Annotated in this window: 13 protein-coding genes; all 13 read left to right on the forward strand. The window is 59.5% G+C overall.

Annotated features, from left to right (window positions below):
• The first annotated feature begins 46 nt into the window (after positions 1-46).
• The 13 genes from DW123_RS05005 to alaS all read left to right on the forward strand — a co-directional run bounded on the left by DW123_RS05005 (position 47) and on the right by alaS (position 16,325).
• Positions 47-502, forward strand: coding sequence for a DUF523 domain-containing protein (locus tag DW123_RS05005; RefSeq protein ID WP_117799234.1), 456 nt, complete (start codon positions 47-49; stop codon positions 500-502).
• Between the two features lie 563 nt (positions 503-1,065).
• Positions 1,066-3,843: an isoleucine--tRNA ligase gene (gene ileS / locus DW123_RS05010; RefSeq protein ID WP_369831511.1), complete on the forward strand. Its 2,778-nt coding sequence runs from the start codon at positions 1,066-1,068 to the stop codon at positions 3,841-3,843.
• A 240-nt stretch (positions 3,844-4,083) separates the two neighbouring features.
• Positions 4,084-4,683 (forward strand): signal peptidase II, encoded by a 600-nt coding sequence (gene lspA / locus DW123_RS05015; protein ID WP_233540130.1) that lies wholly within the window; start codon positions 4,084-4,086, stop codon positions 4,681-4,683.
• Positions 4,683-5,696, forward strand: coding sequence for an RluA family pseudouridine synthase (locus tag DW123_RS05020; protein WP_118273429.1), 1,014 nt, complete (start codon positions 4,683-4,685; stop codon positions 5,694-5,696). The genes lspA and DW123_RS05020 overlap by 1 nt, the downstream gene beginning before the upstream one ends.
• A gap of 82 nt (positions 5,697-5,778) precedes the next feature.
• Complete coding sequence (locus tag DW123_RS05025; RefSeq protein WP_118098509.1) at positions 5,779-7,074, forward strand: glycosyltransferase family 2 protein; 1,296 nt, start codon at positions 5,779-5,781, stop codon at positions 7,072-7,074.
• 78 nt (positions 7,075-7,152) lie between these two features.
• Positions 7,153-7,578, forward strand: a complete 426-nt coding sequence (locus DW123_RS05030; protein ID WP_118273430.1) for a prepilin peptidase — start codon at positions 7,153-7,155, stop codon at positions 7,576-7,578.
• A gap of 31 nt (positions 7,579-7,609) precedes the next feature.
• Positions 7,610-8,857, forward strand: coding sequence for a deoxyguanosinetriphosphate triphosphohydrolase family protein (locus DW123_RS05035; RefSeq protein ID WP_118273431.1), 1,248 nt, complete (start codon positions 7,610-7,612; stop codon positions 8,855-8,857).
• A 60-nt stretch (positions 8,858-8,917) separates the two neighbouring features.
• On the forward strand, positions 8,918-10,267 hold the full coding sequence (locus tag DW123_RS05040; protein ID WP_199570188.1) for a replication-associated recombination protein A: 1,350 nt from the start codon (positions 8,918-8,920) through the stop codon (positions 10,265-10,267).
• 95 nt (positions 10,268-10,362) lie between these two features.
• Complete coding sequence (locus DW123_RS05045) at positions 10,363-10,941, forward strand: hypothetical protein (protein WP_117735058.1); 579 nt, start codon at positions 10,363-10,365, stop codon at positions 10,939-10,941.
• A 1-nt stretch (position 10,942) separates the two neighbouring features.
• Complete coding sequence (locus tag DW123_RS05050; protein ID WP_022094590.1) at positions 10,943-11,320, forward strand: hypothetical protein; 378 nt, start codon at positions 10,943-10,945, stop codon at positions 11,318-11,320.
• Position 11,321: 1 nt separating this feature from the next.
• Positions 11,322-12,113, forward strand: a complete 792-nt coding sequence (locus tag DW123_RS05055) for an RNA polymerase sigma factor SigF (protein ID WP_117735059.1) — start codon at positions 11,322-11,324, stop codon at positions 12,111-12,113.
• The gene (locus DW123_RS05060; protein WP_118273433.1) at positions 12,110-13,516 is read left to right on the forward strand and encodes an AI-2E family transporter; all 1,407 of its coding nucleotides are present in this window, start codon (positions 12,110-12,112) and stop codon (positions 13,514-13,516) included. Before DW123_RS05055 ends, DW123_RS05060 begins: the two co-directional genes overlap by 4 nt.
• A gap of 151 nt (positions 13,517-13,667) precedes the next feature.
• Complete coding sequence (gene alaS, locus DW123_RS05065) at positions 13,668-16,325, forward strand: alanine--tRNA ligase (protein ID WP_118273434.1); 2,658 nt, start codon at positions 13,668-13,670, stop codon at positions 16,323-16,325.

Consider the following 16,325-nt stretch of genomic DNA (forward strand, 5'->3'; position numbering starts at 1 on the left):
TTGAGCAGCTTTCTCAAATGGGGCGTTTTGCTTGAGAGGGATGGAAATGAAGATCGTGGTGAGCGCCTGCTTGATGGGCGAGAACTGTAAATATAACGGGCTTGACAATTACCATCGCAAGCTGGTCGAGGCTTGCGAACGTACGGGGACCGAGGTCCTGCTGGTGTGCCCTGAGGTTTTTGGCGGTCTGCCTACGCCGCGCAAGCCGTCCGAGATTGTGGACGGTGAGGTCCGCACCTGCGAGGGCACCTCGGTCGATCGCGAGTTTCGTCTAGGTGCCCAGCGTGCGCTCGATATGTGCGAGCACTTTGGCGGCCCGTCCGAGATCGCTGCGTGCTTCCTTCAGGACCGCAGTCCCTCGTGTGGCGCGGGTCGTATCTATGATGGAACCTTTAGCGGTACGCTCATCGCGGGCAACGGTGTCTTCGTCGACCTACTGCTGCGCCACGGTTATCGCGTGATTCCGGCTAGCGAGTTCGACCCCAGCATGCTGGAGCAATAATAAACCACCACAAAGGTGCCTGTCCCCTTTGTGGTGGTTTTGGTAGGTTAGGCGAGGAGCGTGTGACCGTAGGCGTTGGCCGCCCGGTATTTTGCTCCAAGAGAAAGTCCACAGCCGCGAGATTTTTCGAACGTATAAAACCAGTGTTGAGGGTTTTTTGCCGGCGTTGACCGTGCTACTATACAGCGCATAAGCGTTGATGGGGACGAGTAGTCGGCCATCCGCATGCTACAGAGAGCGGGGAGCGCTGAGAACCCGTGCATGCGACCGATGAAAATCACCCCGGAGCTGCGGTCCCAACGGACGCGCCGCACAGGCACGTCTTAGTAGACATCGCCGAGATGGTCGTCGATACAGGCCAGCCGAGTAACGGATGCGAGCGCGTGGCGACGCGGGCGAGGGCATCTAAGCTGGGTGGTTAAGCGAAGAGCTTTTACGGGCAGTCTGTCCGTTTTGTGGCGCTTCGTCCCAGCTTGTAGGGACGGGCGCTATTTTTGGTGCCCAGAGGGCGTGTGCGCCCACGACATGAAAGGGGTACCGTGGCAAACGAGTACAAGCAGACGATGAATCTGCCCAAAACCGGATTTCCCATGCGTGCCGGTCTTTCCAAGTCCGAGCCCAAGCGACTCAAGGACTGGCAGGACAACAAGGTCTACGAGCAGGTTTTGAAGAAGAACGAGGGTCACAAGAAATTCGTGCTGCACGACGGCCCTCCGTACGCCAACGGCCCGATCCACATCGGCCACGCCATGAACAAGATCTCTAAGGACATGATCAACCGTTACTGGATGATGCAGGGCTATGAGGTTCCCTATGTCCCCGGTTGGGACTGCCACGGTCAGCCGATTGAGCATAAGGTCGAGGAGAAGCTCGGCACCGAGAAGTTCAACCAGACCTCCACGGCTAAGATTCGCGAGCTTTGCAACAAGTTCGCTGTCGAGAACATCGAGTTGCAGAAGGCAGGCTTCCGTCGCCTGGGCGTGCTTGGCGACTGGGACAACCCCTACCTGACGCTTTATCACCAGCACGATGCCGCCGACATCGAGGTTTTTAAGGCCATGTTCGACAAAGGCATGATCTATCGCGGCCACAAGCCGGTTCACTGGTGCAAGCATTGCCATACCGCGCTGGCCGAGGCCGAGATCGAGTACTCCGACGAGACGAGCCCCTCCATCTTCGTCCGCTTTGAGATGACTTCCAAGCCCGCTGGCCTCGAGAGCTTCGATGGCCCGGTCGACTTTATCATCTGGACGACCACGCCGTGGACCATCCCCTCCGATCAGGCAGTTTCCCTAAAGCCCGGTGCCGCCTACGTCGCCGTTGAGCACGACGGCCGCGCCGAGGTCATGCTCGAGGACCTGGCTCCCAAGTGCTGCGAGGAGTTTGGCTGGGAGTACACCCCGGTCACGGTCGACGGCAAGCCCTATGTGGTTCCCGCCGAGACCTTCCACCACATCCACTACAAGCAGCCGATCTTTGACGGTGTTGAGGGCGTGGCGCTGCTGGCCGATTACGTCGGTGTCGATGACGGTACCGGTATTGTCCACAACTCGCCCGGCCACGGTGTCGACGACTACTTTGCCTGCCTCAAGGAGGGCATCACCGACATCTGCATGCCGGTCGACGACGACGGTAAGTTCTACACCGGCGAGGAGTTTGGCACCGGTGGTCCCTTCAGCGGTATGGACACCGACGAGGCTAACCCGCACATCATCGAGTTCCTGCGCGAGCGCGGCACCCTGGTCCTCGAGAAGAAGATCACGCACAGCTATCCGCACTGCTGGCGCTGCAAGCATCCGGTGCTTTTCCGTGCTACCGACCAGTGGTTTGTCTCGATGGACAAGACCGGTCTGCGCGAGCAGGCTGGCAAGGAGGTCCGCGAGAACGTCAAGTGGTATCCGGCCCACGCCGCCAACCGCATTGGCGCCATGGTCGAGCAACGCCCCGACTGGTGCATCAGCCGTCAGCGCAACTGGGGCGTGCCGATCCCCAGCTACACGTGCGCCGACTGCGGCGAGAAGGTCATGAACGACGCCACGCTCGACGCCGTCATCAAGCTCTTCCACGAGAAGGGCTCCGATGCTTGGTTCACCGACGCTCCCGAGAGCTATCTGGGCGAGGCCTGCGTCTGCCCCAAGTGCGGCGGCCATCACCTCAAGGCCGATAAGGACATCCTCGACGTATGGTGGGACTCCGGCGTGTCTTGGAAGGCCGTCTGCGAGTATCGTCCCGAGCTGGAGTACCCGGCGGACGTCTACCTCGAGGGTTCCGACCAACACCGCGGTTGGTTCCAGAGCTCGCTGCTCACCTCGGTGGGTGCCAACGGCCATGCTCCGTACAAGGCGGTCGTCTCGCAGGGCTTTACCCTCGACGGCCAGGGCCGCAAGATGTCCAAGTCGCTCGGCAACGTCATCGACCCCAACAAGGTCTGCGACGAGATGGGCGCCGACATCATCCGTCTGTGGGTTGCCTCCGTCGACACCAGCTCCGACGTCTCCATCGACCACGAGATTCTCGCTCGTACGTCCGATGCCTACCGTCGTTTCCGTAACACGCTGCGCTTCTTGCTCTCCGAGCTCGAGGGCCAGTTTGAGCCCGAGACCGACGGCGTCGCCTTTGCCGACCTGCTGCCGCTCGACAAGCTCATGGTCGCCCGTCTGACCCAGGTCCAGGCCGAGGTCGACGACGCCTACGCTAGCTACGAGTTCCCGCGCGCCTACCGTGCGCTCTACGACTTTGTGGTTACCGAGCTTTCCAACGTGTACCTTGACGCCCTGAAGGACCGTCTGTACTGCGACAAGCCCGGCTCGCTCGAGCGTCGCAGCGCCCAGACCGTGCTGGCCGAGCTCTTCTCGATGCTCATGCGCGACCTGCAGCCGATCCTGTCCTACACCGTCGACGAGGCCATGGCCTATGCGCCTGCTGGCTGCGTCGATCACCAGAAGTACGCTGCGCTGCTCGATTGGTACAAGTCGCCCATCACGGTCGACGAGGCCAACGAGTTTGAGGGCGTGCTTGAGGCTTCGCTCGAGCTCCGTGGCGCCGTGACCAAGGCCCTTGAGGATGCCCGCTCCGCCGGCACCTTCACCAAGAGCCAGCAGGTCCGCGTCAAGGCGGTCGTTCCCGCCGAGATGTATGCGCTGCTGACCGGTGATAAGGCTGTCGACTTGGCCGAGTTCTACATCGTCTCCGATGTTGAGCTGACCCAGGGCGAGGAGCTTTCCGTTGCCATCGAGGCTGCCGAAGGCGAGTGCTGCGACCGTTGCTGGAACTACCGCACCACGGTCGGCGAGTACAACGGCCACGCGCACATCTGCAAGCGTTGTGCCGAAGCTCTTTAGCTACGCGGTTTTACCAAACCGCGTAACCAGTTGACGCTGCAAACCCGCCAGAGCGGCAATCTGCCTTTCAACTTCGGCGGCATGACCAGAAGGTCAATGCCGCCTTGTTTCAAGGCACCTTGCTCGCTCTGGCGGGTTTTCGCTGTCGGTAACGAATCATCGGCTATTTCGTTGCTGGTCAATATAAGATATTGATTTGCGTTAAACGTAATTCGATGTTCTTGAGGGTAGGGGATTGATTTGGGTCGTACTGCGGATATGGCGCCGTCTTTGCGTTGGCGGCTGGGTATTGCTGGTGGGGTGGCGCTGGTTGTGCTACTTGTTGACCAGCTGACCAAGCTTGCGGTTCGTGCCGTGGGCGATGCCCTGCATATGACCGTTATCCCTGGCGTGATCGATTTTGTGTTTGTTCGCAATATCGGAGCTGCGTTTAGCATGGGCGAGGGCCATGGCGTTGCGTTCGCTATGCTGGCGCTTGCGGTCATTGCCGCCATTGCCGTGTACTTGGTTCGTGCGCCTCAGCTTGCTCGCCTGGAGGTCGTTGGTATGGCTATGGTCGCGGGCGGTGCCGTCGGCAACGTGATCGACCGTCTCGCCTTTGGGTTCGTGACCGATTTTATTGCCACCACCTTCATCGATTTCCCCGTCTTTAACGTTGCCGATATCGGCATTACGGTCGGTGTCGTGCTGGCGCTCATCGGCTACATGTTCTTGAGCCCCGCCGCTCGCGAGGTCGATGCGACTGCCGAGCTCAACGCTCGTGACGAGGCCCGCGCCAAACGCAAAGCCAAGCAGCGTGGGGAGCGCGCCCGCAAGATTCGCGAAAGGAATGAGCGCTAATGGCCGACATTCATATTCTTGTTGCTGACGATTCCGCTGGTCAGCGTCTCGACGCCTATCTGGGTGCCAACGACGGCTGTCCCACACGCTCTGCCTGCGCGCATCTGATTGAGGGCGGCGCCGTTGCCGTCAACGGCGAGACCTGTCTCTTCAAAAAGTACGCCGTGCGAGCCGGCGACCGTATTTCGGTCGATTTGCCCGAGCCGCACGACCCGACCGACGTGATACCCGAGGCCATCCCGCTCGACATTCGCTATGAGGATGACTATCTCATTGTGCTCTCCAAGCAGCGCGGCCTGGTGTGCCATCCTGCGCATGGTCATGAGAGCGGTACGCTCGCGAATGCCCTGGTCTATCACTGCGGTATCGACCATCTGGGCACCGTGCAGGGCGAGGATCGCCCCGGCATCGTGCATCGTCTGGATCGCGACACTTCGGGCCTTATGCTTGCGGCCAAGGACGACGACACCCAGCGCGCGCTCCAAAATCTTATCCGTACGCGCACGCTCGACCGCCGCTATATCACGCTCGTTCACGGACATATCGCTATGGATGAGGGGACCATCAACACTGGTATCGCCCGCTCTACGCGTGACCGCGTCAAGATGGCAGTCTCAGATGATCCCTTTGCCCGCCAGGCCATTACGACCTTTAAGGTCCTCGAGCGCTTCGATTCCACGCGTTTTGACGACGGCTATACGCTCGTCGAGTGCCACCTGTTTACGGGCCGCACACATCAGATTCGCGTGCATATGCGCCATATCAACCACGCCTGCGTGGGCGATCCGCTCTACGGCAAGTGCGATGCACACGCCGATCAGGGTTTGACCAGGCAATTCCTTCATTCCTGGCGCGTCTCATTCGACCATCCCGTGACGGGGGAGCGCATTGAGTGCCGCGACGAGCTGCCGTGGGATCTAGCTGCGGTTCTTGACGACCTGGCCCCGCGCTCGCTTGGTCGCACCGCTGCCGGCGACGAGATCGTTCCTCAGCTCGGTCTTCTCGAAGCCTAGTCGGTATTAGGTGGTTTCTTGAACGCCCCTAGCCTGCGGTAAAATATACGGTTGTTTACGTAACGCGTTCCTGGGAGCCTGCATGCTCGCCTATTTACAAACCAACACGCCCATCGTGATCTTTAACCAGATTGTGGTTACGCTGCTCACGGTCTGCTTTCTGTACCAGGTCGTCTTCTTTGTCATTGGCGCCCTGCGCGGTGAGGTTGCACCTCCCAAGGCCAAAAAGCTCCATCGCTATGCCTTCTTCATTGCGGCGCATAACGAGGAGGCGGTAATTGCCAATCTCGTGCGCTCCATCAAAGACCAGGACTATCCGTCCGAGCTTATCGAGGTCTTTGTGGTCGCCGATGCCTGCACCGATAACACGGCGCAGCTCGCTCGCGAGGCTGGCGCCATCGTCTATGAGCGTAACGACCTGGCCCGTAAGGGTAAGAGCTGGGTCATGGACTTTGGTTTTGACCGCATTCTTAACGAGTATCCCGATACCTTTGAGGGCTACTTTATTTTCGACGCCGACAACGTTATCTCCCGCGATTACGTCTCCAAGATGAATGACGCCTTTGACCAGGGCTTCCATGTGGTCACAAGCTACCGCAACTCCAAAAACTTTGGTAGCTCGTGGATTTCGGCTGCCAACGCCACTTGGTACCTGCGCGAGGCGCGTTTCCTCAATAACGCACGTAATATCTGCAAGACTTCCTGTGCCGTTTCGGGTTCGGGCTACCTTATCTCGGCGAGCGTGATCGAGGGCATGCACGGTTGGCAGTTCCATACGCTGACCGAGGACATCCAGTTCACCACGTTCTGCGCCATTCACGGCATCCGCATTGGCTATGCGCCGGCGGAGTTCTTTGACGAGCAGCCCGTGACGTTCAAGGCATCCTGGAAGCAGCGTATGCGTTGGACCAAGGGCTTTTACCAGGTGTTCTTTACGTATGGTAAGCACCTGGTCAAGTCGACTTTCCGCTATCATCGCTTTGCCGCATATGACATGTTTATGACCATCGCTCCGGGCATGCTTCTGTCCCTGATTTCCATGCTAGCCAACGCGACGTTCCTTATCGTGGGTGGACTCTCACACGGCTTCTTGGCTACCGAAGTCGAGATGCAGGCTTGTGCCGCCTCGCTCATTATGACCTTCGCGATGATGTACCAGACCTTCTTTATCCTGGCGCTGCTCACGACCATCTTTGAGTACAAGCACATTCACTGCGCTCAAAAGTGGCGCCTGGTGACCAACCTGTTTACCTTCCCGATCTTTATGTTCAGCTATATTCCCATCACGGTGGCCGCACTGTTCCTAAAGGTCGACTGGGTCCCGACGCAGCACGCCGTCAACGTTACCCTCGACGAGGTCATGCAAGGCGCTAAATAACCACCACCAAAACCACCACAAAGGGGACAGGCACCTTTGTGGTGGTTTTTGCTTTCGAGCAGCTGTTCATGGAGGTGCATGATGTTCTATATCCCATTTTGGATCTGCGCCTTTGCCGGTGCGGTGGTTGATGCCCGCGAGCGGCGGTACCCGAATGAGCTTGCCGGCGCGTGCGCGGTGGCGGCGTTTGCGGGCGTTTGGCTCGACCTCGGTTTGAGCACAGCGCTTGACCACGCGGGTCTAGCCGTCATCATGTATCTTGCTCTCGTGCTGACTGAGTCCCTCTGGCGTCGTCTTCGCCAAACCCCGGGCATCGGCATGGGAGATGCCAAGGCGCTCTTCGCGCTTTGCACGCTCGACCCTATGGGTGGCATCGTGGCATTTGCCGCCGCGCTCCTGGCCCTTGCCCTCTCCTGCCTCATCACAAAATCGCGCTCCCTGCCATTGCTCCCGTTTTTGGTGCCGATTTTTGCCATAATCGAGGTCGTGGGCTGCACATTGTAACCGATTGCGCATCCTTCTTAAGGAGCATGCCATGGCAACTAATCAAGAAACTGCCGTCATCAAGGCGCGCATGGACCGTATCCCCTCGGCGTTATCGCCCGAACTTGTCGAGCGCATTGCCGCCGATCGTGCTTCGGGCTATGTCAACCCGTATCGTTGCAACGACGACCAGGTCATTCGTCGTGTTGATCGCGCCGCCGACAAAGGCACGCTTATGCGTCCGGCGTTTATGCGCGATACCGAAAAGATACTTCATCTTCCGGCGTACACCCGGTATGCAGGCAAAACGCAGGTCTTCAGTTTTCGCAGCAACGACGACCTGTCGCGCCGCGGTCTGCACGTGCAGCTTGTTTCGCGCATCGCACGCGATATCGGCCGCGCCTTGGGGCTCAACTGTGATCTGATCGAGGCGATTGGCCTGGGCCACGACTTGGGGCACACGCCCTTTGGCCATGCCGGTGAGCGATTCCTCAACGATATTTACCACGAGCGTACCGGTCGCTTCTTTTTCCATAACGTGCAGTCGGTGCGCGTGCTCGATGCCCTGTATGGCCGCAACGTATCGCTCCAGACGCTCGACGGCGTGCTATGCCATAACGGCGAGTACGAGCAGCGCGAGTTTGAATTGTCGGATATGGGCTCCTTTGACCAGTTCGATCGGACAGTTGAGGACTGTATCGCCACGGGCTATGGCGCTATTGAGCACCTGCGTCCCATGACGCTCGAGGGCTGCGTCGTTCGCATTTCGGACATCCTCGCCTACGTCGGTCGTGACCGTCAGGATGCGATCGCGGCGGGCCTGCTTTCGCCAGACGCTTTTGATGATGGCCGGGGCGGTGCCTACAACAGTTGGATCCTCACGCACGCTTCCATCGATATCGTCGAGCACAGCTATGGCAAGCCGCGCATCGAGATGAGCGAGGACCTGTTTGAGGAAATACGCCGAGCCAAGCGCGAGAACTACGAGAAAATCTATAGCAAGGGCGGTATCGAAGGCGACTCCGAAGCGGAGCTGCGAGAGGCCTTCGAAAAGCTCTACGGCCGTTGCCTGCGGGACATAAACGAAGGCGACGAGTCTTCGTACATCTTTAAGCATCACATTTCTCGCATTGAGCAGCAGCTTTCTTACTACGATCGCGTGTATGCCTGGCAGGACGACAAGGATCAAGCCGTGGTGGATTACATCGCGAGCATGACGGACGGTTATTTCTGCGAGCTCACGAGCAAGCTGTTCCCGGGTTTAAAGTTTCCGCACCGCACCTATATTAACGAACGGTAGTTCGTATCCTTTCGGTATACTGTTGGTCAACAACGATTTTGATTGATGCACGGGATGGCTATGGACGACCTTTTTTCTGCCTCGACGCGCGAGCGTTCCTTTAGAAATGCGCCGCTCGCGGTGCGCATGCGCCCCAATTCGCTCGATGATTACGTGGGCCAGCAAAAGGCCGTCGGTAAGGGCTCATGGCTGCGTGCCGCGATTGAGCACGACGTGCTGTCGAGTGTGATTCTGTACGGGCCGGCCGGTACGGGCAAGACGACGCTGGCCCACATTATCGCCAACCATACCAAGAGCGAGTTTGTCGAGGTCAGCGCCGTCACGGGTACTGTGAAGGATCTGCGCCGCGTGATTGACGAGGCAAAGACGCGCCTGAATACCTACGACCGTCGCACCATCCTGTTTATCGACGAGATTCATCGCTTTTCCAAGTCGCAGCAGGATGCCCTGTTGCATGCAGTCGAGAATCGTACCGTCATTATGATCGGCGCCACGACGGAGAATCCGTACTTTGAGGTCAACTCGGCATTGCTCTCGCGTGGTCGCGTGGTGGAGCTTGAGCACCTCAAAGACGAGGATATCGCCACGCTTATCGAGCGTGCGCTCGAGGCGCCGCAGGGTCTGAACGGCAAGTTCTCGGCCGATGAGGATACGGTTAAGACCATCTGCACGCTGGCCGCCGGCGACGCTCGCTCGGCGCTCACGACGCTCGAGCTTGCGAGCGAGATTGCCGTCACGCGTCCCGATACCGAGGGAACGCCAGCGCCTGCGGCGGGGGAGCGCTATCCCATTACCGTGGATAACGTGAAGATTGCCAATCCGCGTCGCGGTTTTTCGTATGACAAAAACGGCGACATGCACTATGACATTATCAGTGCGTTCATCAAGTCCATGCGCGGCAGCGACCCCGATGCCACCATTTATTGGCTCGCGCGCATGATCGATGCGGGTGAGGATCCTAAGTTTATCGCCCGCCGCATTATGATTCAGGCTTCTGAGGACGTTGGTAATGCCGATCCGCAGGCACTTTTGGTGGCGCATGCTGCCTTTAAATCTGCTGAAGTTATTGGCTATCCTGAATGTCGCATTAACCTGGCACAAGCTGCGCTCTATGTGTGCTTGGCGCCTAAGTCCAATGCGTGCGAGGCCTCGATCGATGCGGCGCTAGCCGATATCCACAGCAGTGGTCTTCGCGAGGTGCCCAGTTACCTACGCGATCGCCATCGCCCTGGTAGCGATGAGTACGGCGTTTACAAGTATCCGCACGATTATCCCGAAGGCTGGGTCGATCAGCGCTACTTGCCCGACGGCCTGGAACATGGTGCCTTTTGGCAGCCTGCCGGCCGCGGTTGGGAAGAGTGGCGTGTGGAGCAAAGCGAACGTGACCGTAGCGGTAACGCGCCCAAGTAGGTCATCGGCACCTCGCACATTCCCTTTGGGTATCTTTCCCCTTCTTTGGGGTACCATGAACAGCGTCTGTATTTCGATTTTTCCGGGAGGCTTGTATGAGTCCCATTCAAATTGCCCTGCTGGTGCTTGCCATTGCCGGCGTGTGGGCTATCGCTGAGCTCGCGCTCACGCTGCGCAAGACCCGCACCGTAGTCGACTCGCTCGATAAGACCGTAACCGACCTCAACAACACTATCGCCGAGGCGCAGCCGGTGGTGGCAAAACTCGACGGCGCTGTCGACGAGCTTACACCGGCACTTGCCCAGATTGAGCCGCTGCTTAAGTCGAGCAAGACCGCCGTTGACGCCCTGACGTCCAACCTCGTTGAGGTTGAGGCCGTCGTTCGCGACATTTCCGAGGTCACGGGCAGTATGGCCGAGGCCAGCAACGCCGTGTCGAGCGTGACCGATTCTGCCGCCGGTGCCGTGCAGAAGCTGTTCAATAAGGTGAAGGCACCTGCAGCTGACGCCGAGCGCAAGCTCGCCGCTGCCGCTGCGGAGGCCGAGCAGCCCACCGAGCGCGTCCTAATTGGCGAGGACGAGGCCGCCGATGGCGCAGATGTGGCTCACAAGTCTGTAGCCAGGCCGGCTCAGTATTACACCTATACGCCCGCCGAGACCTCTGAGGAGTCCTGAGATGAGTAGCGAAGCAACCTGCCCCATCACGCTTACCGTTGCTGGTGACCCGCGTCTCGCTCGCCTTGTGCGCATGACGGCGGCCAACGTTGGTGCCCTGTGCTCCATGTCTGTCGATCGCATCGAGGACATCCGCATGGCTGCCGAGGAAGCCTTCATCTTTGGCTGCACGGCTGTTGATTCCGACGATATCTCGATCAAATTCGATGTCGACGAATCGCACGTGGGCATGACCTTTACCTTTGGCGATCAGGCGACTGTCGATGAAGACGACCAGGCTGCGGTGTATGCCGAGCTCATCCTTGCAAGCGTGTGCGACTCCTACGAAAAGACCGCGGCGCCCCTGACGCTTTCCCTCGACCTCAAGGCGGATATCTAATATGACCGAACGTTCCCGGAGCGGCAAGACCGCTTGGGATAAGGAGAAAACCCGCGAGCTGTTTCGCCGCTACAAGGAGACCGGTGATCCGGACGCCCGCGAGCAGCTCGTCATGTCCCATATGAACCTGGTAAGGTTTCTTGCCAACAAATTTAAGAATCGCGGCGAGCCACTCGATGACCTTTTGCAGGTCGGCTATCTGGGCTTGCTCAAGGCTATCGACCGCTTTGACCCTGAACGCGGACTTGAGTTCACGACGTTTGCGACACCCACTATCCTGGGTGAGATCAAACGCCATTTCCGCGACAAGGGCTGGAGCGTACGCGTGCCGCGTCGTCTGCAGGAGCTCTCGGCCAAGGTCAACCAGGCTACTGACAAACTTACCAACGAGCTGCAGCGTTCGCCCAAGGTTGAGGAGATCGCTGAGTATCTAGATGTGACTGTCGACGAGGTCCTCGAGGCTATGGAATCGTCTTCGGCCTATACCTCGGTGCCTATCGAGGCTCCCGGTACATCTGATTCCGACGATTCGCCTTCGATTCTCGACCGTTATGCCGACGAGGACAATGAACTCGACTTTACCGATGACCGCTTGGTGATTGAGGAGGCCATTCGCGATTTCTCGCCGCGCGAGCGCGAGGTGATCGAGCTGCGCTTCGTGAAGGGCATGACCCAGATCGAGATTGCCAAGAAGCTGGGTATTTCTCAGGTGCAGGTTTCGCGCCTGCTGCGCCGCACGCTTAAGAAGATTCAGGACAAGATCGACCCCGACGGAGTGATGATTCGTTCATGAGTGAGCGCCCCCAGCAAACCGATCGCGCGCTGCGCGGCACCCGCATTCTGACGCTGCGCATTTGGGCTGTTGTCGGCTGCATTGTTATTGCTGCTGTCATCTTTAACCTTATGGGCATCCTGGCACCGGTTATCGAGTTTCTCGCCGTCGGCTCCATTATTGCTTTTGTGATGTCCCCGATCACCAACTGGCTCGAGCACCATGGTGTGAATCGCGGCATCGGTTCGCTTATTGCGCTTATTGTTGTCGTTGCCGTGCTCGTCGGTGTCGTTTGCATCTTGTCGCCGATTCTTTTTGGTCAGATCATGGAAGTCCTGAGCCGCCTGCCCGAGCAGCTTCGTGTTGCGGGTGGCGATCTCAATGAGATGATCTCGCATGCCAAGACGCTTAACAACACGCCGCTCAAGGAGTATTTGGACGATAATCTTTCGTCGCTGGTCGCTGTGGCATCGAAGTATGTGTCACAGATCGCTGCCGAGCTTGGCCGCGGTGTGTTCCCGCTCATCACCAATACGGCCTCGCAGTTGTTCGTGATCTTCCTTGGTCTGGTGCTTGCCTACTGGATGGCCTGCGACTACCCTCGCATGCATCACGAGATTTGCACCATCATCGGTCAGGAGAAGGAGACCTCGTACCGCTTTATGGTCGCCATCCTTTCTCGCTCCGTCGGCGGCTACATGCGCGGTATGGTCGTGACGTCCATCTGCGGTGGCTTCCTTGCCTTTATCGGTTTTATGATCATCGGCCATCCGTATGCGGCGCTCATGGCTATCTTTACCGGCATCATGCATTTGGTTCCGGTCGTCGGTCCCTGGGTGAGCGCAGCAATCGCCACGGTACTCGGCTTTATGTTCAGCCCCATGTTGGCGTTATGGACGCTCATCGTGACGATGGTCGCACAAAACGTCACCGATAACGTGATTTCGCCTAAGGTCATGCAGAGCTCGGTGCAGGTGCATCCCATCATGAGCCTCACGGCGCTCGTTATTGGCTCGGCACTCATGGGCCCCATCGGCATGATTATCGCCATCCCGCTGTGCGCTGCCCTCAAGGGCATCTTCGTCTATTACTTTGAGAACGAGACCGGCCGCCAGCTCGTGGCATACGACGGCGCCGTGTTTAAGGGCACGCCGTACCGCGATGCCGATGGCAATCCGGTCGCCGCCTATGACGCGCTCGGCGACGACACCTTCATTTACGAGTCCGAGCTCATCGGCAACGAGACCGCGCCCGAGGCCCAGGCCATGCCCAAGCCCGAGCTCGATAATCCCTGGATCAAGCTCTCGGGTCTGCAGCCCGATGCGACCGGTTTCTTCAAGAACCCCTTCGCCATGGATGACGATTCCAATACGGACGACACCAAAACCGGTATCGACGGCTCCATGGACGATGACGACAACTAGCGGGGTAATTCGATTCAACATTCATACGCGCTAACATGCAATTTCGCTGAAGGGCCGGCATTGTGCCGGCCCTCTTTTTGCACTTGCGCGGTGGGATGGTAATATCGTTACGTTTGAACTGTTTCGATGTGAAACCGAGGAGATTCCCTCTATGAGTGCTGACTACCCGTCAATGACTACGGCCGAGATTCGCTCCAAGTTCCTCAACTTCTTTGAGGAGCGCGGTCTTAAGCTCTATTCTTCTTCGTCCCTCGTCCCCGACGACCCTTCGCTGCTGCTTGCCAACGCCGGTATGAACCAGTTTAAGGAGTACTACCAGGGCAAGAAGACCATGAAGGAGATCGGCGCGATCTCCTGCCAGAAGTGCGTCCGCACCAACGACATCGACTGCATCGGCGAGGACGGCCGTCACCTGTCCTTCTTTGAGATGCTCGGCGACTTCTCCTTTGGCGGCGTCTCCAAGCAGCAGGCTTGCGCTTGGGCCTTTGAGCTCATCACCAAGGAGTTCAAGCTGCCGCTCGACCGCCTGTACTTCACCGTCTTTACCGAAGACGACGAGACTCACGACGTGTGGCGCTCTCTGGGTGTTGCCGAGGATCACATCTCGCGTCTGGGCGAGGATGACAACTTCTGGGCCGCTGGCCCCACCGGCCCCTGCGGTCCGTGCTCCGAGATCTACTTTGACATGGGCGAGGAGGTCGGTTGCGGCAGTCCCGACTGCAAGCCCGGCTGCGACTGCGACCGTTTCCTTGAGTTCTGGAATCTCGTGTTTACCCAGTACGACCGCCAGGAGGACGGCTCCATGCCGGAGCTGCCGCACCGCAACCTCGATACGGGCATGGGCCTGGAGCGCATGGCCGCTATCATGCAGCATAAGACCGCCAACTACGACGGCGATCTGATGCAGCACCTCATCAAGCTCGGTGAGGAGATTAGCGGCAAGACCTATGACGCCGACGATTACTCCGGCGCCAGCCGCTCCCTGCGCATCATTGCCGACCACTCCCGTGCCGTCGACTTTATGATCTCGGACGGCATCCTGCCCGGTAACGAGGGCCGCGAGTACGTCCTGCGCCGACTGCTCCGCCGTGCCGTGTTCCACGGCCGCCTGCTGGGCATCGAGGGCGCCTTCCTGACCAAGTTCATCGACGAGGTCAACGCTCAGATGGGCGAGGCCTATCCTGAGCTGCTCAAGAACGTCGCGCTCGTCAAGGGTATCGTTGCCTCCGAGGAGGAGCGCTTCTCCACGACGCTCGACAACGGCCGCGTTTATCTTGACGAGGCCCTGGCAGCGCTCGCCGACGGCGCCGTCCTTCCGGGCGACGTTGCCTTTAAGCTGCACGACACCTTTGGTTTCCCCATCGACCTGACCGTCGAGATCGCCGGTGCTGCTGGCCATGACGTCGACATGGACGGTTTCGCCGCCTGCATGGAGGACCAGAAGGCCCGCGCTCGCGCCAATGCCAAGGGCGACGCCTGGGGCAGCTTCAACGACGTGTGGGTCGAGCTTTCCGACAAGGTTGCCGCGACCGAGTTCGACGGTTACGACAACGATGTGATTGAGTGCGCCAAGGTTGTCGCCATCGTGCGCAACGGCGAGTCCGTCGAGTCCGCTGCCGCCGGCGAGGACGTCGAGGTTGTGCTCGACCGTACCCCGTTCTACGCCGAGATGGGCGGCCAGCAGGGCGACGCCGGCGAGCTTTCCGCCGAGGGCGTTGCGCTGACCATTTCCGATACCAAGAACCACAACGGCCTGTATGCCCACGTCGCGCACGTTGCCGAGGGTACGCTGACCGTCGGTGCTACCGTGACCGCCGCGCTCGACGCCGAGCGCCGTGGTTTCCTGCGCCGCAACCACACCGCCACCCACCTGCTCGACGCCGCGCTTAAGCAGGTCCTGGGCGAGCATGTCTCCCAGGCCGGCTCGCTCGTGACGCCCGAGCACCTGCGCTTTGACTTCACGCACTTCGAGGCTCTGTCTTCCGAGCAGCTCAAGGCTGTCGAGGACCTGGTCAACCAGCAGATTTTCGCTTCCAAGCCGGTCGTGACCCGCGTCATGGGCATCGATGAGGCCAAGGCCGCCGGCGCTGTCGCCCTGTTTGGCGAGAAGTACGGAGACGTCGTCCGCGTCGTCTCCGTGGGCGCCGAGGATCAGCCGTTCTCCCGCGAGCTCTGCGGAGGTACGCATGCCGCCAATACCGCCGAGATCGGTCTGTTCAAGATCATTTCCGAGTCCTCCACGGGCTCGAACGTCCGCCGTATCGAGGCCGTGACCTCCAAGGGCGCTCTCGATTACATGGCCGACCGCCTGGCGCTCGTCGACGCTGCCGCCGCTGCGCTCAAGTGCCACGTCGACGAGGTTCCCGCCCGCGTGGAGAACCTGCAGGCCGAGCTGCGCGAGACTTCTAACAAGCTCAAGAAGGCTCTGACCGGTGGCTCCTCCGACGCCATTTCCAGCGCCATCGACGGCGCTGTCGAGCTGAATGGCTACAAGCTCGTCGTCGCTGAGCTCCAGGGTCTCGAGGCCGCAGACCTGCGCAACGTCTGGGATACCGTGCACCAGAAGGTTGCCGGCCCCGTCGCCTGCGTAGTTGCCAGCGTTACCGAGAAGGGCACCCCGGCCCTGCTCGCCGCCGGCTCCGATGACGCTGTGAAGGCCGGTTTCCACGCCGGCAACGTGATCAAGCAGATCGCGGGCCTGGTCGATGGTCGCGGTGGCGGTCGTCCCAACATGGCCCAGGCCGGTGGCAAGAACGCTGCCGGTATCGCCGATGCCATCGCGGCCGCCAAGACCGCGCTCGGCGCCTAA

The sequence above is a fragment of the Collinsella sp. AM10-26 genome (genome assembly GCF_003472525.1).
Classification (GTDB): domain Bacteria; phylum Actinomycetota; class Coriobacteriia; order Coriobacteriales; family Coriobacteriaceae; genus Collinsella.

Excerpts from the sequence above, each read along its gene's own strand:
- DW123_RS05005 (WP_117799234.1), top strand. The coding sequence starts at position 47 with ATGAAGATCGTGGTGAGCGCCTGCTTGATGGGCGAGAACTGTAAATAT.
- ileS (WP_369831511.1), top strand. The coding sequence starts at position 1,066 with ATGAATCTGCCCAAAACCGGATTTCCCATGCGTGCCGGTCTTTCCAAG.
- DW123_RS05020 (WP_118273429.1), top strand. The coding sequence starts at position 4,683 with ATGGCCGACATTCATATTCTTGTTGCTGACGATTCCGCTGGTCAGCGT.
- DW123_RS05025 (WP_118098509.1), top strand. The coding sequence starts at position 5,779 with ATGCTCGCCTATTTACAAACCAACACGCCCATCGTGATCTTTAACCAG.
- DW123_RS05030 (WP_118273430.1), top strand. The coding sequence starts at position 7,153 with ATGATGTTCTATATCCCATTTTGGATCTGCGCCTTTGCCGGTGCGGTG.
- DW123_RS05035 (WP_118273431.1), top strand. The coding sequence starts at position 7,610 with ATGGCAACTAATCAAGAAACTGCCGTCATCAAGGCGCGCATGGACCGT.
- DW123_RS05040 (WP_199570188.1), top strand. The coding sequence starts at position 8,918 with ATGGACGACCTTTTTTCTGCCTCGACGCGCGAGCGTTCCTTTAGAAAT.
- DW123_RS05045 (WP_117735058.1), top strand. The coding sequence starts at position 10,363 with ATGAGTCCCATTCAAATTGCCCTGCTGGTGCTTGCCATTGCCGGCGTG.
- DW123_RS05050 (WP_022094590.1), top strand. The coding sequence starts at position 10,943 with ATGAGTAGCGAAGCAACCTGCCCCATCACGCTTACCGTTGCTGGTGAC.
- DW123_RS05055 (WP_117735059.1), top strand. The coding sequence starts at position 11,322 with ATGACCGAACGTTCCCGGAGCGGCAAGACCGCTTGGGATAAGGAGAAA.
- DW123_RS05060 (WP_118273433.1), top strand. The coding sequence starts at position 12,110 with ATGAGTGAGCGCCCCCAGCAAACCGATCGCGCGCTGCGCGGCACCCGC.
- alaS (WP_118273434.1), top strand. The coding sequence starts at position 13,668 with ATGAGTGCTGACTACCCGTCAATGACTACGGCCGAGATTCGCTCCAAG.